The organism is Tistrella mobilis KA081020-065 (genome assembly GCF_000264455.2).
Classification (GTDB): Bacteria; Pseudomonadota; Alphaproteobacteria; order Tistrellales; family Tistrellaceae; genus Tistrella; species Tistrella mobilis.
In genome coordinates, this window is the sequence record NC_017956.1 from 3,606,001 (window position 1) to 3,632,571 (window position 26,571).

The 26,571-nt window shown below is 68.8% G+C and carries 26 protein-coding genes and 1 tRNA gene; 8 read left to right on the forward strand and 19 right to left on the reverse strand.

From position 1 onward, the window contains the following. Nucleotides 1-9 precede the first annotated feature (9 nt). A complete protein-coding gene (locus TMO_RS16520; RefSeq protein ID WP_014746791.1) occupies nt 10-783 on the forward strand; it encodes a succinate dehydrogenase iron-sulfur subunit in 774 nt (257 codons plus the stop codon). Between the two features lie 222 nt (nt 784-1,005). Here TMO_RS16520 and TMO_RS16525 read toward each other — a convergent pair whose 3' ends face one another. From TMO_RS16525 to TMO_RS31710, 5 genes are read right to left on the reverse strand one after another with little or no spacing between them, the layout of a single operon-like run. After that, nucleotides 1,006-2,760 carry an ABC transporter ATP-binding protein gene (locus TMO_RS16525; protein WP_014746792.1) on the reverse strand — a complete coding sequence of 585 codons (1,755 nt, stop codon included), beginning with the start codon at nt 2,758-2,760 and terminating at the stop codon, nt 1,006-1,008. Continuing rightward, nucleotides 2,757-4,532 carry an ABC transporter ATP-binding protein gene (locus tag TMO_RS16530; RefSeq protein WP_014746793.1) on the reverse strand — a complete coding sequence of 592 codons (1,776 nt, stop codon included), beginning with the start codon at nt 4,530-4,532 and terminating at the stop codon, nt 2,757-2,759. The genes TMO_RS16525 and TMO_RS16530 overlap by 4 nt, the downstream gene beginning before the upstream one ends. Further along, entirely contained in the window at nt 4,529-5,773 is a 1,245-nt protein-coding gene (locus tag TMO_RS16535) for an MFS transporter (protein ID WP_014746794.1), read from the reverse strand. The genes TMO_RS16530 and TMO_RS16535 overlap by 4 nt, the downstream gene beginning before the upstream one ends. Before the next feature lie 14 nt (nt 5,774-5,787). Beyond that, on the reverse strand, nt 5,788-7,947 hold the full coding sequence (locus tag TMO_RS16540) for a TonB-dependent receptor (protein ID WP_014746795.1): 2,160 nt from the start codon (nt 7,945-7,947) through the stop codon (nt 5,788-5,790). A 45-nt stretch (nt 7,948-7,992) separates the two neighbouring features. Further along, on the reverse strand, nt 7,993-8,145 hold the full coding sequence (locus tag TMO_RS31710) for a hypothetical protein (RefSeq protein ID WP_014746796.1): 153 nt from the start codon (nt 8,143-8,145) through the stop codon (nt 7,993-7,995). Between TMO_RS31710 and TMO_RS16545 the strand changes: the two genes are divergently transcribed. Together TMO_RS16545 and TMO_RS16550 are read left to right on the forward strand one after the other, a co-directional pair. Beyond that, nucleotides 8,138-9,079 (forward strand): helix-turn-helix transcriptional regulator, encoded by a 942-nt coding sequence (locus tag TMO_RS16545; RefSeq protein WP_014746797.1) that lies wholly within the window; start codon nt 8,138-8,140, stop codon nt 9,077-9,079. The two genes, TMO_RS31710 and TMO_RS16545, sit on opposite strands and share 8 nt — an antisense overlap. Nucleotides 9,080-9,151: 72 nt before the next feature. Further along, nucleotides 9,152-9,241, forward strand: a tRNA-Ser gene (locus TMO_RS16550). 109 nt (nt 9,242-9,350) lie between these two features. On the opposite strand, the gene TMO_RS30535 is transcribed toward TMO_RS16550, so the two are convergent. After that, nucleotides 9,351-9,596: a DUF1272 domain-containing protein gene (locus tag TMO_RS30535; RefSeq protein ID WP_014746798.1), complete on the reverse strand. Its 246-nt coding sequence runs from the start codon at nt 9,594-9,596 to the stop codon at nt 9,351-9,353. Nucleotides 9,597-10,091: 495 nt separating this feature from the next. Here TMO_RS30535 and TMO_RS16555 point away from each other — a divergent pair, with 495 nt between their 5' ends. Further along, a complete protein-coding gene (locus TMO_RS16555) occupies nt 10,092-11,390 on the forward strand; it encodes an Hsp70 family protein (protein WP_014746799.1) in 1,299 nt (432 codons plus the stop codon). A 22-nt stretch (nt 11,391-11,412) separates the two neighbouring features. On the opposite strand, the gene TMO_RS16560 is transcribed toward TMO_RS16555, so the two are convergent. Beyond that, entirely contained in the window at nt 11,413-12,219 is an 807-nt protein-coding gene (locus tag TMO_RS16560) for a YggS family pyridoxal phosphate-dependent enzyme (RefSeq protein WP_014746800.1), read from the reverse strand. Between the two features lie 121 nt (nt 12,220-12,340). Next, entirely contained in the window at nt 12,341-13,309 is a 969-nt protein-coding gene (locus TMO_RS29605; protein WP_014746801.1) for an HPr kinase, read from the reverse strand. Nucleotides 13,310-13,451: 142 nt separating this feature from the next. Between TMO_RS29605 and TMO_RS16570 the strand changes: the two genes are divergently transcribed. Beyond that, nucleotides 13,452-14,324, forward strand: coding sequence for a hypothetical protein (locus TMO_RS16570; protein WP_014746802.1), 873 nt, complete (start codon nt 13,452-13,454; stop codon nt 14,322-14,324). Between the two features lie 37 nt (nt 14,325-14,361). Here TMO_RS16570 and TMO_RS16575 read toward each other — a convergent pair whose 3' ends face one another. From TMO_RS16575 to TMO_RS16600, 7 genes are all read right to left on the reverse strand, one after another. Then, entirely contained in the window at nt 14,362-15,042 is a 681-nt protein-coding gene (locus TMO_RS16575; RefSeq protein WP_014746803.1) for a polysaccharide pyruvyl transferase family protein, read from the reverse strand. 200 nt (nt 15,043-15,242) lie between these two features. Further along, nucleotides 15,243-15,383, reverse strand: a complete 141-nt coding sequence (locus TMO_RS31715; RefSeq protein WP_014746804.1) for a hypothetical protein — start codon at nt 15,381-15,383, stop codon at nt 15,243-15,245. Between the two features lie 77 nt (nt 15,384-15,460). After that, complete coding sequence (locus tag TMO_RS29610; RefSeq protein WP_051045404.1) at nt 15,461-16,411, reverse strand: glycosyltransferase family 2 protein; 951 nt, start codon at nt 16,409-16,411, stop codon at nt 15,461-15,463. An 11-nt stretch (nt 16,412-16,422) separates the two neighbouring features. Beyond that, on the reverse strand, nt 16,423-16,716 hold the full coding sequence (locus TMO_RS16585; protein ID WP_014746806.1) for a PqqD family protein: 294 nt from the start codon (nt 16,714-16,716) through the stop codon (nt 16,423-16,425). Between the two features lie 27 nt (nt 16,717-16,743). Next, nucleotides 16,744-17,622: a hypothetical protein gene (locus tag TMO_RS29615; RefSeq protein ID WP_051045405.1), complete on the reverse strand. Its 879-nt coding sequence runs from the start codon at nt 17,620-17,622 to the stop codon at nt 16,744-16,746. Nucleotides 17,623-17,734: 112 nt separating this feature from the next. Further along, nucleotides 17,735-18,532 (reverse strand): DODA-type extradiol aromatic ring-opening family dioxygenase, encoded by a 798-nt coding sequence (locus TMO_RS16595; RefSeq protein WP_014746808.1) that lies wholly within the window; start codon nt 18,530-18,532, stop codon nt 17,735-17,737. Nucleotides 18,533-18,581: 49 nt separating this feature from the next. After that, entirely contained in the window at nt 18,582-19,025 is a 444-nt protein-coding gene (locus TMO_RS16600) for a DoxX family protein (protein ID WP_014746809.1), read from the reverse strand. A gap of 188 nt (nt 19,026-19,213) precedes the next feature. On the opposite strand from TMO_RS16600, the gene TMO_RS16605 reads away from it, so the two are divergent. Continuing rightward, the gene (locus tag TMO_RS16605) at nt 19,214-20,170 is read left to right on the forward strand and encodes a LysR family transcriptional regulator (protein WP_014746810.1); all 957 of its coding nucleotides are present in this window, start codon (nt 19,214-19,216) and stop codon (nt 20,168-20,170) included. Here TMO_RS16605 and TMO_RS16610 read toward each other — a convergent pair. The 3 genes from TMO_RS16610 to TMO_RS16620 all read right to left on the reverse strand — a co-directional run bounded on the left by TMO_RS16610 (nt 20,145) and on the right by TMO_RS16620 (nt 22,846). After that, complete coding sequence (locus TMO_RS16610) at nt 20,145-20,975, reverse strand: PhzF family phenazine biosynthesis protein (RefSeq protein ID WP_051045406.1); 831 nt, start codon at nt 20,973-20,975, stop codon at nt 20,145-20,147. The two genes, TMO_RS16605 and TMO_RS16610, sit on opposite strands and share 26 nt — an antisense overlap. Before the next feature lie 17 nt (nt 20,976-20,992). After that, nucleotides 20,993-21,802 (reverse strand): SDR family NAD(P)-dependent oxidoreductase, encoded by an 810-nt coding sequence (locus tag TMO_RS16615; protein WP_014746812.1) that lies wholly within the window; start codon nt 21,800-21,802, stop codon nt 20,993-20,995. A 66-nt stretch (nt 21,803-21,868) separates the two neighbouring features. Beyond that, nucleotides 21,869-22,846: a DMT family transporter gene (locus tag TMO_RS16620; protein ID WP_014746813.1), complete on the reverse strand. Its 978-nt coding sequence runs from the start codon at nt 22,844-22,846 to the stop codon at nt 21,869-21,871. 229 nt (nt 22,847-23,075) lie between these two features. Between TMO_RS16620 and TMO_RS31085 the strand changes: the two genes are divergently transcribed. Further along, nucleotides 23,076-24,047 carry a LysR substrate-binding domain-containing protein gene (locus TMO_RS31085; RefSeq protein ID WP_086015172.1) on the forward strand — a complete coding sequence of 324 codons (972 nt, stop codon included), beginning with the start codon at nt 23,076-23,078 and terminating at the stop codon, nt 24,045-24,047. 64 nt (nt 24,048-24,111) lie between these two features. Continuing rightward, nucleotides 24,112-25,839: a monovalent cation:proton antiporter-2 (CPA2) family protein gene (locus TMO_RS16630; protein ID WP_014746815.1), complete on the forward strand. Its 1,728-nt coding sequence runs from the start codon at nt 24,112-24,114 to the stop codon at nt 25,837-25,839. 24 nt (nt 25,840-25,863) lie between these two features. Here TMO_RS16630 and TMO_RS16635 read toward each other — a convergent pair whose 3' ends face one another. After that, entirely contained in the window at nt 25,864-26,556 is a 693-nt protein-coding gene (locus TMO_RS16635) for a carbonic anhydrase (RefSeq protein WP_014746816.1), read from the reverse strand. Nucleotides 26,557-26,571 lie beyond the last annotated feature (15 nt).

Genomic DNA, 26,571 nt, shown 5'->3' on the forward strand with positions numbered 1-26,571 from the left:
AGACGAGCGATGGCCCAGTTCCGGCTTCCCAAGAATTCGCAGATCCGCCAGGGCAAGACCTACAAGGCGGACGGCGCGAAGAACGTCAAGGTTTTCAAGATCTACCGTTGGAACCCCGACAGCGGCGAAACGCCGTCGGTGGACACCTACGAGGTCGATCTCGATCATTGCGGTCCGATGGTTCTGGACGCGCTGATCAAGATCAAGAACGAGGTCGATCCGACCCTCACCTTCCGCCGTTCGTGCCGTGAAGGCATCTGCGGCTCCTGCGCCATGAACATCGACGGCGGCAACACGCTTGCGTGTTTGAAGCCGATCGAGGACGTGAATGGCGAGGTGAAGATCTACCCCCTTCCCCACATGCAGGTGGTGAAGGACCTCGTTCCCGACATGAGCAACTTCTACGCTCAGTATGCGTCGATCAAGCCCTGGCTGCGCAGCCAGAGCCCGGCGCCGGCGCGTGAACGCCTCCAGAGCCCCGAAGAGCGCGAGCAGCTCGACGGTCTCTACGAGTGCATTCTCTGCGCCTGCTGCTCGACCAGCTGCCCCAGCTACTGGTGGAACAGCGACCGCTATCTGGGCCCGGCGATCCTGCTTCAGGCCTATCGCTGGCTGGCCGACAGCCGCGACGAGGACACCGGCGACCGCCTCGACACGCTCGAGGATCCGTTCCGCCTGTATCGCTGCCACACCATCATGAACTGCGCGAAGACCTGCCCCAAGGGCCTGAACCCGGCCAAGGCGATCGCGGAGATCAAGAAGATGATGGTTGCCCGCCGCTAAGGCGGGACGATGGTTGCCCGCCGCTAAGGCGGGACGATGGTTGCCCGCCGCTAAGGCGGGACGATGGTTGCCCGCCGCTAAGGCGGGACGATGGTTGCCCGCCGCTGAGGCGGGACGATGGTCGCCCGCCACTGAGGCACGGCGCCCTTCGGACCAATGAAAACGGCCGGCCCTGGTGACGGGGCCGGCCGTTTTTCATCTGCGTGCTCTGCATGGCCCCTGTCAGCCGGTGAGAGCCGTCCAGAGGGCGCGATAGCGGCCGGACACGGCGACCAGATCGTCGTGGCGCCCCTCCTGGACCACGCAGCCCGCCTCCAGTACCAGGATGCGGTCGGCTCCCCGCACCGTCGACAGGCGGTGGGCAATGACGATCACCGTGCGGTCGCGGACCAGGGCATCGATCGCCACCTGTACCGCGACCTCACTTTCGGTATCGAGCGCGGCCGTCGGCTCGTCCAGGATCACGATCGGCGCGTCCTTCAGCAGCGCCCGGGCGATGGCGATTCGCTGGCGCTCCCCCCCTGAAAGCCGTGCACCGCCCTCGCCAAGACAGGTCTGCCAGCCCTCGGGCAGGCGGCTCACGAAACCGTCGCAGAGCGCCGCCCGTGCCGCTGTCATCACCGCCGCGTCATCCGCCTCGGGCCGGCCGATGCGAATGTTGGCCAGCACGGTATCGTCGAACAGGTGCACGGTCTGGAAGACCACGGACACCAGCCGGTCCAGCCGGTCGGGCGCGATGTCCCGCAGGTCGACGCCGCCGATCGTCACCCGCCCCTCTGCCGGATCGGCATGACGCTGGATCAGCCGGGCAAAGCTGGTCTTGCCCGAGCCCGAGGGACCGACCAGAGCCGTCAGGCTGCGTTCGGGCAGGCGGGCCGACACCCTGCGCAGCGCCGGCCCCTTCGCCGCCGCATAGCTGAAGGTGACATCCTCGAAGGCAATGTCGAAATGCTCCGGCTGCCGTGGCTTCATCGCGACCGGCAGAGGCGGAACGGCCATCAGCGCGTCGATCCGGTCGAGCGCCGCCTCGATCAGATCGATCACCACCGTATAGGCGGTGACGGTGGCGAGCGGTTCGGCAAAGCGCACCGTCACCACCAGCACCGCCGCAAGCGCCGCAGGATCGAGCAGACCGGCCGTCACCCGCCAGAGTCCGAAGCCGGCTACCGCGAGCAGAGCGAGTTCTGTTGCACTCGCCACCGTCAGATTTGGCCCTGCCGCCCGGCGGTGATCCTCGACCTGCACCGCCTCCAGTGCCGTCAGGCTCCGGTCTAGCGCCGCGGCCCGTTCCCCGGCGCAGCCCGCCGACTTCAGGACGGCCAGCCCCTGAAGGTATTCGGTGATGTCGGAAGCGCTTCGGGCATGGGCTTCGGCCAGGCGGCGCATCTGTTCGCCCTGCCGGGGCCGCCGCCAGCGAGTCAGCCACAGGATCAGCGGGAAAACCGCAGCCAGCGCCGCCGCAACCGGCCAGTCCACAAAAACCAGCCCCGCCGCCGCAACCAGCGGCGTCACCAGCGCCTGAAGCAGAAGATTGGCCACCGTCAGCACGTAGTGCAGGGTCTCGTCGACATTCCCGAGCAGGGCCGCACTGATCTCGCCGGTCCGCCGGTCCTGAAGGCGTTCGAGCGGCATCCGCCTCAGCTGGGCTCCCAGCCGGGTTCTGAGCTCGTGGGTCGCTCGCGCCATGTCGCCGCCATAGTCGAAGCCCTGGGCCCGCCAGCGCAGCACTGCCGCCGCCGCCGCAAGGCCGCAGACCCCGGCGAACCAGGGCAGCGCAGCCTGCGGATCACCCCCAAGCGCCGCCGTCAGCAGCGGGGCGAGCAAGGCCAGTGCCGCCCCCTGCAGAGCGGCGGCCGCTGCGAGTTCCGCCAATGCCCGGCGCAGCGCCGGGGCGTGAGGGCCCATGGCCCTGAACAGGCGGGTGAACGTGCGATGAAACGGGGATACACCGCCCGATGAGGCTGCGCTGTCGCTCATACCATGTCTCCCGCCCGGCCATCGTCAATGACATCGGGGCCGATGGCCCAGGCGCGCGCCCGTTCATGCGCACGCCACAGCCGGGCATAGAGCCCGTCCGCTGCCACCAGCTGATCATGCGGCCCGGCCTCGACCAGCCGGCCGCGATCCAGCACCAGGATCCGGTCGGCGCCGCGAATGGTCGACAGACGGTGGGCGATGATGATCACCGTGCGGCCACGCATCAAGGCGGCCAGGCCGGCCATCAACGCCGCTTCGTTCTCGGCATCGGCAAAGGCTGTCGCTTCGTCCAGCACCAGGATCGGCCGGTCGAGCAGCAGGGCACGGGCAATGGTGATCCGCTGTCGCTCGCCACCCGACAGGGTCACCCCCCGCTCACCCACGGGCGTGTCATAGCCACGGGGCAGGACCTGGATGAAATCATGCGCACGGGCGGCCCGGGCAGCTGCCTCCACCATGGCCATGTCGGCCGCCGGCCGGCCGAGCCTGATGTTGTCGGCGATGCTGCCGGTGAACAGAAAGGCATCCTGAAAGACGAAACCGACCAGAGCCGCCAGCCGGTCCGGCGACAGGTCGCGAAGGTCGGTGCCCCCGATGGTGATTCGCCCGGCTTCCGGGTCGCGGAAGCGGCAGAGCAGGGCCGCAACAGTGCTCTTGCCGGCCCCCGACGGTCCGACCAGCGCCGTCATGGTTCCGGGGGAAGCCGTGAAGGACAGCCCCGTGATCGCCTGCATCGCCGCCTGGCCATAGCCGAAAGACACCGCCTCGAACCGGATGGTCGTGTCATGCGGCAGGGTGGAGAAAGCGACAGGACCATCAATGGTCGGCAGCGGCGCCTCGGCCAGCACCTCGGCGATCCGGGCCGCCGAGAGACCGGCCCGGGCCACCATGTGACGCAGCGCCATTGCCGGCATCATCGCTTCGGCCAGCCCCGTGCCGACGAGCAGGGCCGCAAGCCAGGCCCCCGGCTCTTCTTCGCCCCCGCCCCACAGCCCCACCGCAAGCAGGACGGCGAGCGTCGGCAAAGGGGCCAGGATGGCGAGCGAGGCCCGCGCCGCCAGTCCGGAGCGGCGATACCACAGGATCAGGACGTCCAGATAGGTTTCGAGCGCCCGCTGATAGCGCCCGAAACTGTCCTGGCCGGTATCGAAGGTACGCACCACCGGCATGGCCTGGACGAATTCCGTGACCGCTGCCGTCACCTGTTCGCGGGCGGCATTGTAGGCACGGATGAGCGCCGTGCCGTCTCGCATGGCAAAGATCAGGACAAGAAGACCGACGAGCGCCACAGCCAGCGCCGCAGCCGCATACCGCCAGTCCAGCAGCGACAGCGCCACCGCGGTTGCTGCCGGCATGACCACGGCCCGGGCGTAGAGAGGGGTCGCGTCGGCGACGAAGACATGCAGCGCCTTCACGTCGTCCTGCATCACCTTGGCAAGGGACGCCGGGCCGATCTGCTGCACCCGGCCCATGGGCAGGGCCGCGACATGCGCCGCCAGCCGCCGGCGCAGGATCAGCTCCAGCCGGAAGGCAGCCCGGTGCGACTGACCGAAGGCGGCAAGCCGGAGCGCGAGGGCGGCAAGCGTGCAGCCGGCCGCGATCAGGAGCGGCAACCAGGGCGAGCCGCCGTCAGCGGTCAGGGGTCGCACGGCCGCGAATGCGATCAGAAGCAGCGCACTCAACGCCGACAGGGCGGAAAGGCCCGACATCGCCATGGCGATGCGAATGCGCCCGCGCACCGGCGCCAGTACCGGCCAGGGGGCTGCACTCACGACCGACCTCCCGACGGGTGGCGCAGCAGTACCGCGCCCATCAGGGCCAGCAGACCGGCGATACCGGCCACCTGGAGCGTGGCGCCCGCCCCGCCGGCCGCGGCGATCGCCGCCCCTGTCGAAATCGAGCCCATCCCGACAGCGGCATGGAAGGTCGCTTGCAGGCTGTAGTCCGTGGCCGGTCGCGCAGTCGAGGCCCGGTCCATCATCACCATCGCCATCACCGTGGCGCCGGGATTGTAGAACAGGAAATACAGGCAGACCGCCGCAACCGGCAGCCAGCCCTCACCCGTGCTCAGCACCGGTACCGCCACGACCGCGATGCCGGCCAGCTGGACCAGAGCCGCCAGGATCAGTGCCGGCCGCCGCCCGATCCGTCCGGCGATCCGCCCCGCTGCCAGCGCCCCCAGGATGCCCGCCATCGGTCCCGCGACATTGACCACCAGGCCGATCCGTTCCATCGACCAGCCGGCCTCGACCAGCGCCGGCATGATCAGTGCGTAGGCCATGCCCGATCCCGCCGGCCAGATCAGCAGCAGCGCCGTCCAGCCCAGGACGTCCGGCCGACGCAGCCCGGCAAGCCGGCGGCGCAATGGCGGGGGCGTGATCACGGCGGTCACGGACCCGGGCTCACGGAAGGCCAGCAGCTGAACCAGGCTCACCCCCGTCACCGCGGCGAGCAGGGCCATAGCCCCCGGCCACCCCAGATGCGGGTAGAGGGCGAGCACGCCGCCTGCCCCGACCATGGTGCCGAGCAGCCCGCCCGCGATCTGCAGGGCATTGCCGCTCCCCCGCGCCTCTACCGGCAGCAGCCGGCAGGCCAGCCCGTCCACCGCCACATCCTGCGTGGCCGACAGCAGCGCCAGCGCCAGACACAGCACATAGACGGTACTGAAATCATCCAGCGGATCGAAGCCCGCCATCACGGCCAGAACCACGACCATCGCGGCCTGCATGATGATCGCCCAGGCCCGGTAATGGCCGGCATGGCCGAAGCGCACCCGGTCGACCAGCGGCGCCCAGAGCAGCTTGGCCGGCCAGACCAGGCCCAGCATGTAGACCTGGGTCAGGCGGTCCATATCGGCGCCGGCCTCGGCCAGGATCGCAATCAGCGCCGCGACGAAAAACATCAGCGCCAGGGTCTGGGTGGTGTAGAGACTGAGCAGCAGCAGCCGCTCGCGCCCACCGACACGGTCGGCGGGCGTGGCGGCGATACTGCCCGGAGGGGAAGATCTGATCATCCGGGCTTTCCCTGTCAGAACTGCCAGGCGAAACCGACACCCACGGTCCTGCCACGGGCAGGAGCGCCATAGGCCGTCAACGGTGCCGAGAAATAGCCGTAAAGGTCGCGGGTCTCGTCGAGCAGGTTGTCGCCCCAGAGGTAGAGTTCGCCGCCGCCGCTCATCACGCCCAGATGCAGATCGATCTCGTCATAGGCGCCGAGGTCGAAACTGTTCTGCGGGTCGGCGCTCCGCGCCCCGACATGGGTGTAGTCGGCACGGATGTTCAGCGCCGGCTGAGGCAGGCTGCCCAGCCGCACGGGCAGGTCGTGGACCCAGCCGACGCTGAACCGGCCGGCCCAGCGCGGCACGTCGGGCACGTCGTTGCCGGACTGCACGTCGCCGGCGCCGAGCCCGATCAGATCACTGCGGATCCGGGCGTCGATGAAGGTCAGTCCCGCCGACAGCGTCAGACCGTTTTCAAGCCGCAGGGTCCCGTCGATCTCCGCCCCCTGGCTGCGGGTATCGGCATTGACCGCGTTGGTGACGTAGGTGTTCGGATCGTAGCTCAGCAGATGGTTGTTCTTGACGTCGTTGAAGAAGACGGCGCCTGCCAGTTCGAAACGCCCGTCGGCACTCAGCGTCTTGAAGCCGGCCTCGATGCTGCGATTGACCGCGGCCTTGTAGGGCACGCTGTCGGCCGGCTGATTGGAATAGTCGCTGAACCCGCCCGGATCGTAACCGCGCGAGGCCAGCAGATGCAGCGTGGTCTCGGGCGTCACCGCCCAGGACAGGCCGATCCGGCCGGTGGTGTAGGCGTCATCAAGGCTGCGGGCGTCCGGGGTGGCCATGCCGCCGCCATGATAGACCGCGTCATAGGTCTTCTCCTCCCAGGCCTGGCGCAGGCCGGCCGTCAGCTTCCAGTCCGGCGCCACGGGCACGGTCGCCTCGCCATAAACGGCATAGCGTCGGGTGGTGAAGTCACGCTCCACCGCGCTGCCCGTGCCATAGGTGTTGCGCGGCGTGTCATAGGACCGGTCGCCATGATGCAGGTTGATGCCGGCCACCCAGAACACCGGCGCCTCCGGCAGAGACGACAGCCGGACATCCTGGACGAGAACGGTCTCTTCCGAAGTATCGACGATCCAGTATTCGCCGCCCCGTCCCATGGCCTGCTGGATCAGCCGGTCATAGGCGACCAGACCGGTGAAGTCCGACCGCGCCACCGATGTGGTTGAGGTCAGCCGCATGTCCCGGAAGTCATGGGCAATCTCGAGCGCATAGCGCTCCATGGTCTTCTCGTTGTCGTCGAACAGCCCCGGGGTCAGATCGTTCACCGGCGGGTCGCGATAGGGCATCAGCACCAGCAGGTTGGTCAGTTCCTTCACCTGCTGGCGTTCGGCGGTGGCGAAGATGCTGGTGCCGTCAAAATCCTCCCAGAGCAGGCTGCCGCGAAAGGCGAGATCCGTGGGCTTGCTCAGCGGATCCCCGGTTTTCAGATCGTCGACCCAGAGATCCGATCCGGAAGAGCGCAGCGCCACGCGACCGCTCAGATTTTCGGTCAGCGGCCCACCGACCGCCCCTTCGACGAGATGCTGGTTCTCCTGGCCGTATTCACCGCGCAGATAGCCTTCCAGCTCCCGGGTCGGGCGACGGGTCGTGACGTTGATCGCACCGGCCGCGCCATTGCCACCGAACAGCGTGCCCTGCGGGCCCTTCAGCACCTCCACCCGCTCGACATCAAGTGTGCCGAGGCCCGAATAGTGCGGGGTAAGCGCCGTGCCGTCGATGTTCAGCACCACCGACGCGTCGTCCATGCTCATCTGATAGAGCGCGCCGACGCCGCGGATCGAGACGTTGTAGAGATTGGGGCCGCCGGAGGAGTTGACCGAAACGCCAGGCGTCGCGCGCAGCACATCCTCGATGGTCTGCAGGCGGCGGGCCTCGATCTCCTCGCCCGTCGTCACCGAAAGGCCGAACGGCACATCCTTGGCGCCCTCCTCGGCCCGCCGCGCGGTGACGGTCATGGGCGCGAGTTCAACCGCCGTCGTACCGTCTTCGGCAGCCTGGCCGGAGGCAGGCGTGGCGGCGAGTGCAGCGGCAACAAGCGGCCCGAATGGCAGGAGGCCGAATGGCGAAAGGGCAGGGCCCCGCCCGGCCTTGGTGGCAGGCGGTCGTGTCGGGTCGATCATCATCAACGGTTCCTGGCGTCAGTGGGTGCGGCTGTGGCGCCTCGCCCGTCACACATGCGGTCGCATCCATTGCGCGACCGGGTCTTTCGTGATGATAATGCGTTGCATTCGCATTTCCGCCCGGATCCGGTCGATCTCCACCCGGAACCGCGCCAAATCCGGCCCCTCCCGGCCCTGAACTTCCGGTCCGCCGATGATCAAGAGCCCTGCCCCTTCTGCCGAAATACCGGTCTCCCGGCTGATCGCCGGCCGCAATCCGGCCACCACGGCGCCCGCCTGGCAGGTGACCCTGCTCCGGCTCCAGGATGGGGTGGAGCTGGTCCATTGGTGTGGCCGTTTCGAACGGCCGGCCAGCTTCGCCCTGCATGACGACAGCGACCGGATCCATTTCAGCTTCACGAGCCGGCTCGACGGCGTCGCCCGCTGCAGCTTCCCAGCCGACCGGCGGGACCATGCGATCCGGGCGGAGACCGGCTGCATCAGCTTCGGTCAGGGCCGCCATGGCAGCTATCACCAGCAGGGCATGCTCGAGAACGTCACCGTCATGGTCCGCCCCGACATCTTTGCCGCCTGGGCCGGCGAGGCCGATGGCGGACTCGTCGGTCTGCTTGCCACCGAAGGCGGTTTCCTTGCTGATCATCGTGGCCGCGAACTGACCGACACGGCGCGGGGTATCGCCCGGGCGATGCGTCTGGCCGGCGAAATGTCACCAGCCGCCCGCCATCCGCTCTGGTACCGGGCGCAGGGCAGCGTTCTGGTCGGGCTGTTCCTCGAAGCCCGCCGCCAGGAACCGGCCCTGCCGACCGCAGCCCCCGCCGATCGCGCCCGGCTGCGCCGTGCCCGCGATCTGCTGCTGGCCGATCTCTCCTGCGCACCATCGCTCGCCGACCTCGCCCGCGCCGCGGGGCTCAGCGTCACCCGGCTGGAACGGGGGTTCCATGTGCTGTTCGGCACCAGCGTCTACGGCCTGTTTCAGCAGGAGCGCATGGCAGAGGCCCGCCGCCGGCTGCTCGATGGCGAGACGTCGATCACCCGCGTTGCCGCCGATCTCGGCTACACCAACACCAGCCATTTCGCCGCCGCCTTCCGCAAGCAGCACGGCGTCAACCCCTCGGCCCTGAAGTGCCGCCGCTGATCGTCATCCTTCCGTCGCACGCGGGGCTTGCGCCCCCGCCCCTCTTCGGATAAGGTCCGCGCCGTCCCGAGCGGAGAGGTGCCAGAGTGGTCGATCGGGGCGGTCTCGAAAACCGTTGTGCGCGCGAGCGTACCGTGGGTTCGAATCCCACCCTCTCCGCCATTCGCTCCCGCCGGCTCCGGCGGTGAACGGACGACCAGCTTCGAACGGCCCGGCGCTGCAGAGTGCCGGGCCGTTTCGTGTTGGAAACCTGGCTCCGACGGATACCTCGTCACCCACCCGGGCAACCGGCCTCCTTCACCACCCGCCGGGTAGAAGCGGGATGCCGGCCGAGCAGCGCCGTCGGCCGTACCGGCCGCGCCACCAGCCCGCCCCCGCAATTCGGGCAGATCCCGCCAAGCCGGCCTTCGGCGCAGCTCTGGCAGAAAGTGCATTCAAAGGAACAGACGAAGGCCCCCGGCACATCCGCCGGCAGGTCCACGTCACAGCACTCGCAGCCCGGTCGCATGTCGAGCATCAGGCAGCCTCCCTTCGAGCATGGCAGGACCACCGGCCCCGCTGCCCCAGAATGCCTCCGGTCCGCGCAACCGGACAAGGCGGCGCAGCCCACTTTTCCGGTCGCAGGCGCCTCAGCCGCGCACCAGCGAAATCAGCGGCTCGAAGGCATAGAGCGCCGGCCGTCGCCCGGCTGCTGGCTGTTTGCATCCGTGAAGCGATACGACGCTTCAAAGTCCGAATGACATCCGCGAGAAGCAAAAGGCGTTGTCTATCGAATTTTCCCGGATTCGATAGGCAAACAGGTTTGCGTCTGGTTTCCGAGAAGCAAAGATGTGTGGGTCTCACCTGCGCCCAAAAACGAGAGACAATCCCACCACCCGCAACAACTCCCGCCTTGCACAATCCGCCGGCCGCGCCTAGTCTTGCCTCCCCAAAAACCGCATAAGCCATTGATTTCCCTGAAATCACTCTGGCGACATGCCGGAACGGGCCCTTCGACCTCGGAGACAGGACCATGCGGCAGATCACGGACGGGGTGCTCGGCCTCGATTTCGGCACCACCAACAGCGTCGCGGCACTGGCCACCGCGCCCGGCGTGTCGGAGCTGGTCGAGTTTCAGGGAGCGAAGGCGACCGGGGCCGTGTTTCGTTCGGCGCTGTGCTATTGGCAGGACGACGAGGTGAAGGGCGGCATTGCCCACGAGGCCGGACCCTGGGCCATCGCCGAGTATCTGGCCTTTCCGCAGGACAGCCGCTTCATCCAGTCGTTCAAGAGCGTGGCCGCCACCCCGCTCTTCGAACACGCCACCATTTTTGACAAGCGCTACCGCTTCGAAGAGCTGGGCCGGATGTTCCTGGGCCGCCTGACGGCCCATGCCGGCGGCCGGCTCGACCGGCGGCCGGAGCGGATCGTGGTGGGCGTGCCGGTGGAATTCGCCGGCTTCCGCGCCGATCCCGCCCTCGCCCGCGAGCGATACGACCGCATGTTCGAGACCTTCGGCACCCGCATCCACTATGTCTACGAGCCGCTGGGCGCCGCCTTCAGCTATGCCGCGGGTCTCGACCACGCCGCCACGCTGCTGGTGGCCGATTTCGGTGGCGGCACCAGCGACTTCTCGGTCGTGCGGGTGGCCGAACCGGGTGCCGCGCGGCGCTGCCTGCCGCTCGGCTCGGCCGGTATCGGCATCGCCGGCGACCGGTTCGACTATCGCATCCTCGATCGGCTGGTGCTGCCCTTCCTCGGCAAGGGCGGCTGCTACCGCTCCTTCGACAAGGTGCTCGACATCCCCTTGAGCTTCTTCTCGGATTTCGGCGACTGGTCGAAGCTCGCCCTGATGCGCAACCCCAAGACCATGGATGCGCTGGAGCGCCTGCGCCGGGCAGCGCTGGAGCCCGAGGCAGTCGGCCGGATGATCACCGTGATCGAGAACGAACTCGGGTACCCGCTCTATGATGCGGTCGGCCGTGTGAAGCGGGCGCTCTCCACCGAAACCGAGGCCGATTTCGCCTTCAACGCCCCCGGGCTCGACATCAATGCCCGGGTCACCCGCGCCGAGTTCGAGGACTGGATCGCCGAAGACGTCGCCCGCATCGCCGCCACCGTCGACACCGCCCTTGCCAAGGCGGGGGTGGAGGCCGCCGCCATCGACCGGGTGTTTCTAACCGGCGGCTCGTCGCTGATCCCCGCCATCCGCCGGCTGTTCGAAGACCGCTTCGGCCGCGACCGCATCGCCACGGGCAACGAGCTCACCTCCATCGCCCACGGCCTCGCCCTGATCGGCCAGGAAGAGGACGTGACGGAGTGGGCGGTCTGACCCGACCGCGACCTGACCGGTTTTACGCCTCCACCAAGCCCGGCCAGAAATGGCTGTCGGGCAGCTTCCGGGCACCGAAGATCGCCTGGCCGACGCGCACCACGGTCGCGCCCTCTTCGATCGCGATCTCGAAATCGCCCGACATGCCCATCGACAGCTCGTCGAGGGACAACCCGGCCGGGGCGTCCTGACGCAGCCGGTCGCGCAGATCGCGGAGCAGCACGAAGCAGCGCCGCACCCGGGCGGCCTCGGCCGAGAACAGGGCGAGCGTCATCAACCCGCGCACCTTGAGCGCGCTGAAGGCCGGCAGCTCCTTCAGGAAACCCGCCACCTCTTCCGGCGGCAGGCCGTATTTGCTCTCCTCGCCCGAGGTGTTGACCTGAACGAAGACGTCGAGACTGCGGCCCTCGATCTGCAGGCGGCGATCCAGCGCCTCGGCTGCCCGCAGATTGTCCAGCGCCTGGAATTCGGCGGCAAAGCGCGCCACCAGCTTGGCCTTGTTGGTCTGCAGATGACCGATCACCGACCATTGAAGATCGGCCAGATCCGCCATCGCCTCCCATTTGCGCGCGGCTTCCTGAACCTTGTTCTCGCCCAGCAGCCGGCAGCCGGCGGCATAGGCCAGACGGATATGCGCCTCGTCCATGGTCTTGCTGACCGGCAGCAGGCGAACCGTCGCCGGATCCCGCCCAACCCGTGCCGCCGCAGCGGCGATGCGGGCATGCACCGCCGCCAGATTTTCCCGGAAATCCTCGACCGATTCGGCGCGCGGCCAGCGGTCGTGAAGATCGTGGCGGGTCTCTGTGTCGAGAACGGAGGTGTCGGTCATCGCTAAGGCCTCGTCTGATCGGCGCAGCGGCGCGCCGGCCCGGACATGCCGGACATGTCCGGGCGCCATCATCGACCCGAATTCGCCTCATGCCAAATAGAATATTGGCCTAGGCCAATACTCAATCCTGTCGGCTGAGCAGTGGCGCCAGGGCCGCGATCCCGGCATCGATCCGGTCGAAGCCGAGCGGACGGGTCAGCCGCCAGACCGGCAGCCGGGCCGCCAGATTGAAGCTGAAGGCCCTGAGCCCCACCACCCCCAGCAGCGCCTGGGACAGGCCTGGCCGGTAAAGCGCGCCATGGATGGCGCGGATCGCATCCAGCCCGGTCAGCCGGTCCAGACGCGCCGGCATCTCGGGATCGGGGGCCGCAGCCAGCTCCACAAGGGCAACCAGCGGCCCGGGTGCACGGTCGGGCCTGCCCCTGCCCCCCAGCGGCAACAGGGCGCCGCTCTTGCTCCGTCCTTCCACCGGCACCCAGTCGCCATGCCCAAGACCGAAAGCCGCGATCGCCTCGTCCGACAAGCGGAGCCGTGGCACCCCCGGCCAGCCGGCGATGATGGTCTCAGGCCCCGGTCGCGTCAGCCCGGCCACGTCGTCGATCTGCAGCAGATCGTCGGCGAGCAGGGCGTGGCCACGCGCGAGCAGCGCCCCGGCCATGGTCGACTTGCCGGCCCCCGACGGACCGGTGATCGCCAGCAGGCCCGAGGCCGTGCGCAGGCTCGCCACATGCAGCGGCATCAGCCCGCGCTGCAGCAGCACGGCGGCGAAGACGCTGCCGTAAAGCCAGTTGAGCAGTCGATCCGGGTGGCTGTCGTGGTCGGGCCCCGGCGCCACCCCGATCGACCGTCCGCCGCGGACCAGATAGCGGCCCGCCTCCCCCAGGGAAAACAGCACCTCGTCGCCGGATGCCTGCCACAACAGGCCGGTGTTGTGGGGGTCGGGCAGAACCTCGGGCACCGCTTCCAGCCGCAGTCTCACGGCGGTCGCGTCGAAACCGGCGGGATCGGCAGGGGTGACGGCATCGCTCACCAGATCCGGCAGGGCCAGATCCGAAACCAGCCCGAAGGCGCCGTGACGATACCGGTACATCGGATCCCGCTCGTGGTTCTTGTCCGGACAGAGGCTTAACACGCAAGAGGGGCCGCTGTCGACGCGGCGGCGCCGATGGCGTGTCACGATGTGCGCACCGGGCGTGCTAGACTATCGGCAATCCCCGCAGAGAGGAGATGCCATGCCCGAGGCCGCCTTCACCCATCTCGTCGCCTCTCGCGAGGGGCTCTATGTCGCAGGGATCGCCGGCTGCGAGCGCCGCCGGGACGGGCTCTATTTCGGCGCCACCATCCGCGACGGCGCGGCCTGGGTGTTCGAATCGCTGGACGCTGATCTCCATGCCCCTACCAGCCGGGGCCGTATCCTGCGCCTGCCAATCGACCCGGCCACCGCCGGCTTCGGCCCGGCCGAGGTGGTCGCCGACGGGCTCGACAATGGCTGCCATCAGATCGATTTCGTCCGCGGCCAGCTGGTGGTGGTCGATACCTACCGCCAGAAACTGGTGGTCTTCAGCGAGGATTTCTCGACCTGCACCGTCCACTATCCCGCGGGCCAGGCCGATGCCGACACGGGCGATACCGGCTATGTCCATATGAACGGGATCGGCGGCGACGGCCGTGAACTCTATGTCATGCTCAGCCATGCCGGCGTTCAGCCTGCGCGGCCGTCCGAAGTCCTTCGGCTCGATGCGCAGTTCAATCAGGTGGAGCGCTTCACGCTCCCGGGGCTGATGTGCCACGATCTGGTGGTGCTGGAAGACGGGCGGCTGATCGCCAACGGCTCGATGGGCGGTTTTCTGATCGACCGCCAGGGCATCATCGCCCAGATCGACAATCTGCTCACCCGCGGCCTGTCGATCGGGACGGACGATGTCGTGATCGGCAGTTCCACCTTCGGCGATCGCGAACGCCGGATCGCCGCCACCGGCCGGCTCACCTTCACCGGCCGCGACCTCGCGCTCCGCGCCCGCTATGACCTGCCGGCCGCCCCCACCCAGATCCGGCGCCTGGACGGACGCGATCTCTCAATCTTCGACTACCGCGCCACGATCTGACGGATCGTCGGCGAGCCTCCCTCCCGTTTGCGGACCGTCATCCGGCGCGAAACGGGCAGGCGGCAAGCAGCCGGTCCAGATCGATCCGACGCCTGTGGTCGCGATGGCCGTCGCGAATGGTCTTCAGCCGTGCCGCATCGCCGACCACGACCGGCCCGTCGATCTCTTGTCCGATCGAGGAATAGAAGTCGTGAAACTTGAAGCCATCGCCGAGCGGCCGGTCCGAAAGCTTCATCCACCGTGCCGGAATGCCATAGGCCTCGGCACAGATCAGGCCGTGCAGCGAGGACGAGGCGATGAAATCGCAGGCGCAGATCTGATCGACGACGGCGAAAATGCCGCCGGTGATGTCGATCAGCAGGCTGTCCTCCGGCATCTGCTCTGCCGTCAGCAGATCCAGTTCCCGACAATGCGGGATCACGCCCAGGCCGTAGCGCCGGCCCGCCGGGCTCGGGGTATAGAATTTGGGCAGCAGCAGAGCGGGATCACCCACCACATCCGGGCAGTCGATGCCCAGATCACGCAGCCGTTGCCGGGAAAGATGGCCGCGCACGGCGTGTATGCGGGCACGCACCGGTGCCGCCGGCACCTCGCCCGTCCGCAGGAAGCCGGTGCCCCAGATGTCGTAGGGCCGGGTCAGGGCATGAAGAAGCGTGCTGCCGATGGCGCTGTAGACGGGGAGATCCGTCTCACCCCGGATGTCGTCGACATGGAGCACGTTCTTCTGAGACAGGCTGCGTGCCAGAACCGGGTTGAGCTTGTCCCCCCACGTTGGCCGACGCCGCCCCGTCCCGCACCCAGGACAAAAGAAGCAGGCTCTCGCGAGCTGCCAGATAAACTGCTCGCGAGGCCTGCCCCGGTACCTCTCCAATCATCAACATACGGGATGTCGGAGCCATCTACCGGAACGTCATCTGCTCAGGAGTAGCCCGTGCCGTCGGCCGCCGGCGCACCGAATCCCCCTTCCGCCGCCTTGGCGGAAAGCTTTGCCAGCGTCGGGATCTCCCACTCGATCCGGGCCTCGGCGTCGTCCGCGATCATCTTGTCCATCTCGTTCATAAGTCCATCTCCTGTCGTCTGATCAGCAACCAAGTTGCACTATAATATATGATGTTCAGCGTGGATGGTTCAGGTTTCTATGCTCTCTGTCGGAAGGCCCTGAACACACGCTGATAAACCTCGATATCCCTGTCCTCGTTCCGTATACCTTTTGCCCAGAGATATCGCCACCGCCGACGCATGCGGAGCCGGGCCTCCCTGTCCGGCGGGCAAAGGCGGTCGGTGAACAGCCGGACGGCGGCCTCGATACCCGACCGGTCCAGCGGTGCGCTGCCGGCTCCCGTGATCGCGGCAAAAGTGGCCTGCTCCGCAACCGTGGCGTCAGGGAACATCCGCGCAAAATGCTGCTGGCACAGCTGCGCATGACGATAGGCGATCAGCGGCCGGAAGCGCCCGGTCTTCTGACGGTCGTGGAAGCGGTAGTCGCAAAGCACCCGCGGCAGATTGGCGAAGCGATAATGCGGCAGCAGGCGCACGCATTGAACGAGTTCCTGCCGGACGATCGCATCCGGCGGATAGGGGTTGTCGCGCAGCACCGCGCCCCGGAACAGGGTGGCCGAATCCAGGATCGGGCAGGTGAAGAGGGTTTCGTAGCGGATGGCCTCGTGCCCGCGGGCAAAGCGGATGGTACCGCTGGCCGCGCCGAAGCGGCGGGCCCAGGCGCCGCAGATGTCGATCCCGTGCCGCTCCATCCAGTTCAGTTGACGTTCAAGACGTTGCGGATGCCAGAGGTCGTCATGGTCGATCCGGGCGATGAAACTGCCCTGGGCAGCCGCAATCCCGGCATTCAAAGTCTGGGCATGCCCCTGATGTGGGCGGCACAAAAGCCGGATGCGCGGATCACGGGCGGCATGGCTTCGGACCACGGCCACGGTGTCGTCGGTCGAGCCGTCGTCGACCACGATCAGCTCCAGGTGCCGATGGGTCTGCGCAAGCACCGAGGCGATGGCCTCGGCGACGAAAGCGGCGCCGTCATAGACCGCCATGACGACAGAAACCAGAGGGGGCGGAGGCACCTGCCGGGCCATGATGCACCCGTCTATTCCGTCTCAGGCACGATCAGCAGCATGCCTTCCGCGACCAGATCATCGACATAGGCGAGGGTCTGGCTGGTGCAGCTGGCCTCGTCGATCCTGTAACGGCGCTGCAGATGCGTGCAGATGTCGCGGATCCGCACCGGCGTTTCGGCCGCCTCCCAGATCACGGCACCACTGCCGCCCATGGCGAAACAGTTGCCGGTCTCCTCGTCCATCGCGAGGATCTCGCGCTCGGCGCGCGCCGACAGGATATCGGGTTTCTGGACCACAACGTGGTCGAGCGTCACTCTGGCCATGGTGGTGTCTCGTTTTCAGGTGAACGGTCAGAGGAAGCGGGACGCGCCGTCGCCCGCGCCGTCCCGCCGCCAGCTTGAGGAAAGGTGATCCGCAAGCGCGGAGAGCGACGCGGAGCCTCGGGGTCGGGTGACAAGAATGACGGGCGTATCGGCCACCAGAGCCAGCCACCGGCGCCGGATCACCGATGTGGCGCCGGATGCCGCCATCCAGTCCGGTCGGCGCAGGCAGGCAGGCAGAATCTGGCAGGCTTCAAGCGACGACATCCGTCGAAGTTCCAGCTCAGCTCCCCAGGCAAGCAGATAGATCGTGGTCAACCGGCGCGGGACCGGTATGGCATCGGCCCCCACCGCCACCACCGCCTTCCCGTCCCGCCGCAACGGCGGCGTGAGGCATCGTACCGGCGCTTCCAGCAGGTCGATGGCCTCTCGGGTGAGCCTGGGCCGTGAAGCGGAGGGCCAGACGACGGGCCCCGGGGCAGCATCATGAACCACCAGAAGATCGTCGCTGACCAGCTGATGGCCGGCAAGGGCAAGGGCCGCGGCGAGGGTCGACTTGCCGCTGCCGGTTTCACCGCAGAGCGCCACGCAGTCCGTCCCGATCGCGACCGAGGCGGCATGCAACGGCAGAAGACCGCGCCGATAGGCGATCCCGTTCAGCCCGGCGGCCGCGACCGCCTGCCCCACCGCATGCGGGGCCGCCGCCTCGGACAGCCAGACCACAACCTCATGCGCATCGATGGCCGCGCAGCCGAAGGTGTCCAGGCGCAGAACCGGGCCGTCGGCGGGCAATGGTCCCTGTCGAAACACGACATCAGCCGGCCCCGCCGAGGGGGCCGGATCAGTGTCGATCTGCAGGAAATCGATCTCGCTTTGAATGGTCAGCCCGGCGACCCGGTACCGGAACATCCGCATTTTCTTTCGACAGGGGCCGCACGGCGACACATCCGTCAATGAATAGGTCGAATCCGTCAGAATGTCTAATCTGCGGGCGTGCCACTTTCAGATGCAGCTTACAGCCTCACGCCCAGCCCCAGGCGTCCAGACGCAGCACCCGGCCCTCCACCGCCCGGTGAAGCAGGCGGGGGCTTCGGCCGGCGCCGGCGCCGGCGGCCACCATCAGTGGCATCAGATGCTCGTCGGTCGGGTGGTTGTCGGAGCCGTGGGGCGCACGCTTCCGCCAGTCGGCAAGGGCGTCGAGGTCGCCGGCTGTCACCACCTCCGCCACCCAGTCCGCGAAGGCGGCGGCATAATCCGCCTCGCCGCCGCCGGCCGCGCGGTGGCGGAAGAAGCCGCGCAGGTCGTGGGTCAGGCTGCCGCTCGCCAGCACCAGCACGTTCTCGTCGGCAAGCGGCGCCAGAGCCTCACCGATCGCGAGATGGCCGGCGGCATCGGTCTCGGCCAGCGACAGGCCGACCACCGGCACATCGGCTGCGGGCCAGGCCAGCATCAGCGGCGTCCAGGCCCCGTGATCCAGCCCCCGCTCTGCGTCTTCGGCGACGGGCAGGCCCGCGGTCAGAAGAAGGTCGCGGACCCGCGCCGCCAGAGCGGCATCGCCCTGCGCCGGATAGTGCAGGCGGTAAAGCGGTTCGGGAAAGCCGTAGAAGTCGTGAATGGTCGCAGGCCTCGCGGCGGTCCCGACCGTCGGCACCCCGGCCCGCCAATGGGCCGAGACCACCAGAATGGCCCGGGGGGCCGCCGGCAGCAGCCCGCCGAGACCCGTGAGGAAGGCCCGGGTCGGGCTGCGACCGAGCACCATGTCCGGGGCACCATGAGATACGAACAGAACCGGCTGACGGGGGGCGGGACGATCGGTCATGGGCGGGGCGCTCCGGACGGACGAGAGGGGATAGTCAGGAACGCTGTGATCAGGCCCGGACGGGGCTGCGGCTGCCGCCGGTCGCGCGGCCATAGAGCTTCGGGCCCAGCGCCGCGGCGCCGTCGCCCAGCAGAACCTGCACGCCCAGGGCGGCGATCCAGAACACCGGGAACTCCCAGCCGCCATTGGGCGCCGAGAACACCCAGCCGTTGCCGGCATGGACCAGCGCCGCACCGATCAGAACCGGGATCTGGCCAAGCGCCACCAGCCGGGTCGCGATGCCGAGGATCAGCAGCAGGCCGCCACCGATTTCAGCCGCGATGGTGAGATAGGCGACGATCGGCGGATAGCCCAAAGAACCGAAGAAGGCGACGGTACCCGGCACGGTGAAGATAAAGACCTTCATCAGGCCGTGGGCAATGGCGGCGATGCCGAGGGTAAGGCGCAGCAGCAGGGCTGCCTGGGACGGGTTGGAACCGCTGAGCAAAGACATGGCGAAACCTCCAGGACGCATGAGACGAGCGGCGGCGGAGACGATGGCTTCAGGCTTCCGTCTTCCCGTCGCCCCGGGTGTGACATGAAGCTGCCATCGGGCGCCTCATAACTCAAATCACCTGCTTGAAGATTCGATATTGCCGATGGGAATATCGTGGTGAAGCCCACGGACAGAGGGACAAGCCCTTGGACACGCGTGATCCGGATCGCATCGATCTCAACCTGCTCAAGGTCTTCGCGGCGGTGATGACCGAACGCAATGTCGGCCGGGCAGCGCTGCGGCTGGGCATGACCCAGGCCGGGGCGTCGAATGCATTGCGTCGGCTGAGGCGGATCTTCGATGACGAGCTGTTCCTGCGCACGCCCCGGGGGGTGGAGCCCACCACCCGCGCCGCCGAGATCTGGCCGGGCATTTCCGCCGCCCTCGGCCAGATGCGCGCCGCCCTGACCCCGGCCACTCCTTTCGACCCCTGCACGGTGACCGGCGAGGTCGGCATCGGCGTCACCGAGATTGCGGAACTGGTGATGGGGCCGGCGATCGTCCGTCATCTTCAGGCGGAGGCTCCGGGGCTTGCGCCCCGCTTCCACCACATCGATCGCCGCGATGCCGCCCGGGCGCTGGATGACGGCGAGATCTGGCTGGCGCTGGGCATGCTGCCCGACCCGCCGCCGCGCATCACCCGGATCTTCCTTCGCCGAGACCCGCTGCTGACCCTGGTGCCCGACGGGCTCGACATCGACACCGTGCCGACCGGACCCGAAGACGGGCCGGAGGTGCTGCCACTCATCACCCTCGACGCCTTCGCCGAAGCCCCGCATGTCCTGGTTTCCGCCACCGGCAGCGCGCAGGGGGTGATGGACCGGGCGCTGGCCGATCTGGGGCGGGAACGCCGGCTGCTCGCCGTGGCCTCCACCCTGCCGGGTGCTGCCGAGATCGCGGCCTGCGCAAAGGCCCTGCTGACCGCGGTCGGCCCCACCGCCTTCACCATCGCGCGCCGCGGCGGCTTCACCGTCATGCGCCCCCCGGCCGAGCTGAACCCGCAGCCGGCACGGCTGGCGCTGATGTTCCATCGCCGCGACGAGGGGCTGCCCGCCCATCGCTGGTTGCGGACAGAAATCACCCGGCTGGCGCGGACGATCTGAAGCGGGCAGCGATCTCGGGATGAAGCCTGGCATCGAAGACGGTGACCGCCGGGCCCGCCACCCGTACCCGCGTGGGCTCGACGGTGCAGGCCAACCGGCCGCCGCGCGGCGAGGCCTGGACGGCCTCCAGCACCGTGCGCCCCAGACGTTCCGCCCACCAGGGCGCCAGCGTCGCATGGATCGATCCGGTCACCGGATCCTCAGGGATGCCCCAGCCGGGGCAGAAGAAGCGCGAGACGAAATCGATGCCGCTGCCCGGCTCGGCCGGCGCGGTGATCACCAGCCCCTCGGGATGGATGCAGCCGATCACCGTCTGGTCGGGCACGAAATCCCGCACCAGGCCGGCCTCGGCCAATACCACGAACAGGTTTTCGAAATTGCGACCCACGAAGACCGGCGGCACGGGGAAGATGCCGGCCAGCGCCTCGGGCAGAGCCGCCGCCGTCATGTCGAAGCGCGGCAGATCGAGTTCATAGCCGGCCGGGGTCGCCGCCACCCGGATCGGCCCGACCGCGGTCTCGAAGGCGAGTGGCCCCGATTCGCCCAGTTCCGCGATCAGGACATGGGCGGTGGCCAGGGTGGCATGGCCGCAGAAGGGGGCCTCGTCGACGGGGGTGAACCAGCGCAGCCGCCGCACCCCCGGCCGGCCCGGTTCGGGCCAGGTGAAGGCGGTTTCGGCCAGGTTGTTCTCGGCCGCCAGCGCCTGCATCGCCGCAACCGGCGCCGGCCCGTCCAGCACCAGCACCGCGGCCGGGTTGCCGGCAAAGGGCCGGTCGGTGAAGGCGTCGACCTGGAACATCCGCATCCGCGGGCCCCCTTACGTCAGCGTGCAACCAGCGGTGTGAAGAACAGATGCGCCCCGCCATCGACCATCAGCGTCTCGCCGGTGACATGGGGCGTGTCGACCAGCGCCAGGATCGCGCGGGCGACGTCTTCGGGCGCGGCCACCCGGCGCAGCGGCGTGGTCTTCTCAAGCTTCGCCTTCTGGGCGTCGTAGCGGTCGGCCCCCATGCCCTCGCGCAGCCACCGGCCCTCGATGAAGCCGGGGCAGACCGCATTCACACGGATCTCGGGCCCCAGCACCCGGGCCAGCGACAGGGTCATGGTGTTGAGCGCGCCCTTCGATGCCGCATAGGCGACCGACGAGCCGACACCCGCAATGCCCGCGATCGACGAGACATTGACCACGGCGCCGCTGCCCGACTGCTTCAGCGCCGGGGCACAGGCCCGGGTCATCTGGAAGGCGCCGACCACGTTGACGGCGTAGAGGTCCAGGAAATCCTGCGCCTGCAGCCCGTCCAGATCGGCATGGTCGCAGAAGCGGGTGGTGCCGGCATTGTTGATCAGCCGGTCGATGCGCCCGAAGGCCTCTTCGGCTCCGGCAGCGATCCGGCGGCAGTCCTCGTCGGAGGCGATATCGCCCATCACCACCACCGCCCGGCCGCCGGCGGCCCGCACCATCCCAGCCGTCTCTTCCGCCGCATCGCGGCTGCGCGCGGCATTCACCACCACCGCCGCACCGCGGGCGGCGAAAGCCAGCGCCACCGCGCGGCCCACCCCGCTGCCCGATCCGGTCACGACGGCGACCTCGGCAGGCGCGCCCTGGTTGCTGGTCTCGGCAGGTGTGGTCATGGGGTGCGTCTCCTCCGGTACGGCGCGCGGTCTGGTCGCCGCGTGCGCTTTGTCTGCACCTTCCGGTTATCGCGCGGCCAGGGGGGCGGGTCCAGTGCGACGCCATGCCGGCCGCACTGCGGGATTTGCCGTCGCCAGGGCCGCCAGCAGCAGCATGGCGCCTGCGACCTGCACCAGGCTCGGCATCTCGCCTTCGATCGGCCAGCCGAACGCCGCGGTGATCACCGGCTGAATCAGCAGCAGCAGCGAGGCTGCCCCGACCGGCAGGCGGCCGAGTGCCGCGGTGGCCAGGCCCTGGCCTCCGGCATGGGCCAGGATGCCCAATGCCGCGACGGCGGCCCAGCCGGCAAGGCTGGAGGGCATCAGAACCTCGCCCGATGCCACGGCCAGCAGGCCCAGCCCCACAGCGGAGACCGCCGTGGTGACCAGCATGGTGGTTCCGGCGGCGATGCTGCGCCGGGCCGCCTTGATCGCGATCAGATAGGCGGCATAGCAGGCCGCCGCCGCCACGGCCGACAGGTCGCCCATGACGTCGGCCCCGGCACGGTCGCCGGTGTCGCGAACCAGCAGCCAGGCGCCGGCAAGGGCCAGCCCCAGGCCGGCGATCAGCCCGCGGCCCGGGCGCTCGCCGCCGAAGATCCACAGGGCTGCCACCACCATCACCGGCGCCAGCTGGCAGAGCAGGGCCGCGTTGGCGACGGTGGTGGTCCCGATGGCGCGATGGAAGAAGAACAGGTCGCCGGTGAAGGCGAGCCCGGCCGCGATCGCGGCAAGAAGACCACGCCGGCGGGCGCCGGATGCAGGTATCGCGACCGGCTGCCGCCGGTCGACCGTGGCCGACCACGCGGCCAGCAGCGGCAGGGCCAGGACCATGCGCCAGAAACCGGCGGCACCGGGGCCAACATCGGCAGCGCGGACCAGGAAGGGAACGAAGGCGAGGCAGACGACGGCCGCGATCATCATCAGCCAGGCCATGCCGGTACCGGCAGCCGTGGCGACGACGAGGGGCCCGCCGCCGGGAACGGCGGGGGAGGAGGAGATCATTGGCGGGGGAACTTCGCGTGCGGGGGAGCGGGGGAGTGCGAAGCGCCGGATCGCGCCGGCATCCGTCACCGGAGCGGGGGCCGGGCGGCGGATGCGGATCTGCGGGGGAGAGGGGGGGAGGGCGGCGCAATCCGGCAGTGGCCACTCTGCCGTCGCTTCCGCTATGATGAAAGTGAATGTTTCTGATGGCAGCATCACGGATTGTGATGCTGAGACGGAGATGACCTCGATGGGCACAGCCGAACTCGCCCTTGCCCGTGCCGGCCTGCCCGGCCGCCCGGATCCCGTGCTGCCGGCGCTGGATATCGATCTGCTGCGCGCCCTGGTGGCGGTGATCGACCAGGGCGGCTTCACCGCCGCGGCCGAGCGGCTGAACCTGACCCAGTCTGCCGTATCGATGCAGTTGAAACGGCTGGAAGACCGGTTGGATCGCCGGCTTGTGGAGCGCGACCGGCGGGGCGTGCGCCCCACGGCCGATGGCGAGGTGCTGATCGGCTATGCCCGGCGCATGCTGGCGCTGAACGACGAGGCGGTGCTGCGCCTGCTGGATGCCGGTGCCCGCGGCCGGGTGCGGATCGGTGCGCCCGACGACTATGCCAGCGTCTTCCTGCCGCCGATCATCGCCCGGTTCGCGGCCGCCAACCCCAGGGTCGAGATCGAGGTGCGCTGCGCCCTCTCCCGCGAGTTGGAAGCCGAGCTTGCCCAGGGCGGCCACGACCTGATCCTGGTCACCCGCCGCGACGGCCATGGCGGCGGATCCCTGGTCCGGCGCGAGCCGCTGGTCTGGGCGGCAGCCGCCGATCACCGGCCCGAGACGGCAGAAACCGTGCCGCTTGCCCTCTTCCCCGAGGGCTGCGCCTTCCGGCCCCATGCGCTCTCGGCGCTCGACCGGGCGCAGAAACCCTGGCGGGTGGCGCTGACCAGCGGCAGCCTGTCGGGCATCCAGTCCGCGGTGGCGAGCGGCCTTGCCCTCACCGCCCTCGCCCGCAGCACGGTGCCGCCGGACTGGCGGATTCTGGGGTCCGAGGACGGCTTCCCCGCCCTGCCCACGGTGGATATCGCCCTCAAGACCGCCGAGCGTCCGTCAGAGCCGGTGCGGCTGATGGTCCGCCACCTGCTGGACGCACTGGGCGCGCCGACCATCGTGCCGCCGGTGCCGATTGCACGGCCGATGACACTCCCCGATCCGGTTTCTGGTTGACGACCGGGGGGGCTTGCGTGTTCAGGATCACGAGATTCCCCACCGTCACCGGAAGCCCCTGCCCATGAGCCAGCTCGGCCCGCTCGTCGACATCGTCACAGCACTTGCCGCCGCCGTGGTCATCGTGCCCGTGTCGATCCGCATCGGCGCCTCTCCGGTGCTGGGCTATCTGGCCACGGGCCTTGCGGTCGGCCCCCATGGCTTCGGCCTGGTTGAAGAGGGCCCGGCGCTGCATCTCTTCGCCGAATTCGGCGTGGTCTTCCTGCTGTTCTCGATCGGCCTCGAACTTTCTTTCGAACGTATCCGGACCATGCGGCGCCTGGCGCTGGGGCTGGGGGCCGCCCAGGTGGTGGTGACCGCCGCCGTCATCGCGGTGATCGGCACGGCACTGGGCCTGGCGCCGATGACCGCCGGCATTCTGGGTTGCGCCCTCGCGCTCTCGTCCACCGCCGTGGTGCTGCAATTGATGGTGGAACGCGGCGAACAGGTCACCCGCATCGGCCGGGTCGCCATCGCCGTGCTGCTGTTCCAGGATCTGGCAGTGGTGCCGATGCTGGCAGCCCTGCCCCTGCTCGGCGCACCGGGAGAGGATGCGCTGGTGGCGCTGGGTCTGGCGGTGGCCAAGGCGGCGGTGGCGCTGGTCGGCATCTCTCTGGCCGGCCGCTATCTGTCGCAGCCCGCCTTCCGGCGGATCGCGGCGCTGCGCAACCCGGATGTCTTCATGGGGGCCACCCTGCTGGTCGTGCTGGGCACCGCCCTGCTGACCGCGCTTGCCGGCATGTCGCTGGCGCTGGGGGCCTTCCTGGCCGGCGCCCTGCTGGCCGGCACCGCCTTCCGTCATCAGATCGAAGGCGATATCGAGCCGGTGCGCGGCCTGTTCCTGGGCGTGTTCTTCCTGTCGGTCGGCATGGGTATCGATCTGGCGCTTGTGATCCGCGAGCTGCCGCTGGTGCTGGGGCTGACGCTGGGGCTGATCCTGGTCAAGGCGGTGGTGCTGGGCGGCCTTGCCCGCGGCTTCGCCCTGCCGGTCTCTCTGTCGGTGCGATCAGGCCTGCTGCTCGCCCAGGGCGGCGAGTTCGCCTTCGTGGTGATGGCAACCGCCGGCAGCTTCGGCCTGATCGCCCCGGCCGAGGCGGCGCCGATCGTGGCGGCCGTGGCCTTTTCCATGGCGCTGACCCCGCTTCTGGATGCCGCCGGCCGGCGGCTGGAACAGCGGCTCACCCCGCCCGTCGCCACGCCCCAGACGGCGCTGGGCGACGAGGCGGCCGATCTTGAGGAACATGTGCTGGTGCTGGGCTTCGGCCGGGTCGGCCGGACTTTGGCCCATGTGCTGGAAAACAGCCGCCGCCCCTATCTGGCGCTCGATCTGGACAGCGAGCGGGTGACCCAGGGCCGTACCCAGGGCCACAACGTCTTTTTCGGCAACGGCGCCCGCCGCGACGTGCTGCGCGCCGCCGGCATCGACCGCGCCACGGCGGTCGTGGTGACCATCGACAATGCCGGCGCGGCCGAGCGTGCGGTCAGGACCATCCGCCATGCCGCACCGGGGGTGCAGATCATCGCCCGCGCCCACGACACCCGCCATGCCGACCGGCTGCGTGTCGCCGGCGCCGATCGCGTGCTGCCCGAGACCATCGAGGCGAGCCTGATGCTCGCCGCCGCAACCCTCGACGCCGTCGGCCAGTCGGCCGAAGAGACCGAAGCCTGCCTGGGCCAGCTCAGGGCCGACGGCTACGCCCAGCTGCTGCCGCTGGTGGTCGGCCGCCATCAGGATGACGGTACCGACCACTGATCTGCCGCTCCGCGGAGCACAGGCTTACATCGGCTTGAAGTCGTCGCTCGCAGCGTCATAGGCCATCAGCTGGGCGCGGCCGATATCGTAGTACCAGCCATGGAGCTGCAGTGTCCCCTGCTCCAGCCGCTCGGCGATCCAGGGGAAGGTCGCCAGATTCTTCAGCGACACCTTGATCGATTCGAGTTCGCAGATGTGCTGGTGCTCGTGGGCATCGACATGGGCATGATCATGCAGCACCTGCTCACGCACGCCGTCGATCTGCGACATCCAGACATCGATGAAATCGGTGCTGGGCTGGGTCGGATCGCGCTGCAGCAGGGCCCGGATGCCGCCGCAGCCGGCGTGGCCCATCACCACGATGTGTTCGACCTTCAGCCCGTCGACCGCGAATTCCAGCGCCGCCGAGGTGCCGTGGCGAGCGCCGTCGGGCTCGAAGGGCGGCACCAGATTGGCGACATTGCGCAGGATGAACAGGTCACCCGGATCGGCCGAGGTGATGATCGCGGGATCGACGCGACTGTCACAACAGCCGATCACCATGACCTTCGGGGTCTGCTGGCGCGCCAGCTTTTCGAAGAATTCCGGCCGGGTCTGCATGGCATCGTCGCGGAAGCGGCGAAAGCCGTCGATCACCTTCTCGAGCGCGTTCAATATCGTCTCCTCGGGCATCCACGGCACCGCATGCGGCACCGTCTGGCTCTGGACTTCCCCCATCTCTCCAGCCTTCTA

Excerpts from the sequence above, each read along its gene's own strand:
- TMO_RS29605 (WP_014746801.1), bottom strand. The coding sequence starts at position 13,309 with ATGTACCGGTATCGTCACGGCGCCTTCGGGCTGGTTTCGGATCTGGCC.
- TMO_RS16610 (WP_051045406.1), bottom strand. The coding sequence starts at position 20,975 with ATGCGGATGTTCCAGGTCGACGCCTTCACCGACCGGCCCTTTGCCGGC.
- TMO_RS29610 (WP_051045404.1), bottom strand. The coding sequence starts at position 16,411 with ATGGCCCGGCAGGTGCCTCCGCCCCCTCTGGTTTCTGTCGTCATGGCG.
- TMO_RS16555 (WP_014746799.1), top strand. The coding sequence starts at position 10,092 with ATGCGGCAGATCACGGACGGGGTGCTCGGCCTCGATTTCGGCACCACC.
- TMO_RS16630 (WP_014746815.1), top strand. The coding sequence starts at position 24,112 with ATGAGCCAGCTCGGCCCGCTCGTCGACATCGTCACAGCACTTGCCGCC.
- TMO_RS16560 (WP_014746800.1), bottom strand. The coding sequence starts at position 12,219 with ATGACCGACACCTCCGTTCTCGACACAGAGACCCGCCACGATCTTCAC.
- TMO_RS16620 (WP_014746813.1), bottom strand. The coding sequence starts at position 22,846 with ATGATCTCCTCCTCCCCCGCCGTTCCCGGCGGCGGGCCCCTCGTCGTC.
- TMO_RS31085 (WP_086015172.1), top strand. The coding sequence starts at position 23,076 with ATGGGCACAGCCGAACTCGCCCTTGCCCGTGCCGGCCTGCCCGGCCGC.
- TMO_RS16595 (WP_014746808.1), bottom strand. The coding sequence starts at position 18,532 with ATGACCGATCGTCCCGCCCCCCGTCAGCCGGTTCTGTTCGTATCTCAT.
- TMO_RS16520 (WP_014746791.1), top strand. The coding sequence starts at position 10 with ATGGCCCAGTTCCGGCTTCCCAAGAATTCGCAGATCCGCCAGGGCAAG.
- TMO_RS30535 (WP_014746798.1), bottom strand. The coding sequence starts at position 9,596 with ATGCTCGACATGCGACCGGGCTGCGAGTGCTGTGACGTGGACCTGCCG.
- TMO_RS29615 (WP_051045405.1), bottom strand. The coding sequence starts at position 17,622 with ATGTTCCGGTACCGGGTCGCCGGGCTGACCATTCAAAGCGAGATCGAT.
- TMO_RS16570 (WP_014746802.1), top strand. The coding sequence starts at position 13,452 with ATGCCCGAGGCCGCCTTCACCCATCTCGTCGCCTCTCGCGAGGGGCTC.
- TMO_RS16535 (WP_014746794.1), bottom strand. The coding sequence starts at position 5,773 with ATGATCAGATCTTCCCCTCCGGGCAGTATCGCCGCCACGCCCGCCGAC.
- TMO_RS31715 (WP_014746804.1), bottom strand. The coding sequence starts at position 15,383 with ATGAACGAGATGGACAAGATGATCGCGGACGACGCCGAGGCCCGGATC.
- TMO_RS16540 (WP_014746795.1), bottom strand. The coding sequence starts at position 7,947 with ATGATGATCGACCCGACACGACCGCCTGCCACCAAGGCCGGGCGGGGC.
- TMO_RS16615 (WP_014746812.1), bottom strand. The coding sequence starts at position 21,802 with ATGACCACACCTGCCGAGACCAGCAACCAGGGCGCGCCTGCCGAGGTC.
- TMO_RS16585 (WP_014746806.1), bottom strand. The coding sequence starts at position 16,716 with ATGGCCAGAGTGACGCTCGACCACGTTGTGGTCCAGAAACCCGATATC.
- TMO_RS16600 (WP_014746809.1), bottom strand. The coding sequence starts at position 19,025 with ATGTCTTTGCTCAGCGGTTCCAACCCGTCCCAGGCAGCCCTGCTGCTG.
- TMO_RS16525 (WP_014746792.1), bottom strand. The coding sequence starts at position 2,760 with ATGAGCGACAGCGCAGCCTCATCGGGCGGTGTATCCCCGTTTCATCGC.
- TMO_RS16635 (WP_014746816.1), bottom strand. The coding sequence starts at position 26,556 with ATGGGGGAAGTCCAGAGCCAGACGGTGCCGCATGCGGTGCCGTGGATG.
- TMO_RS16545 (WP_014746797.1), top strand. The coding sequence starts at position 8,138 with ATGATCAAGAGCCCTGCCCCTTCTGCCGAAATACCGGTCTCCCGGCTG.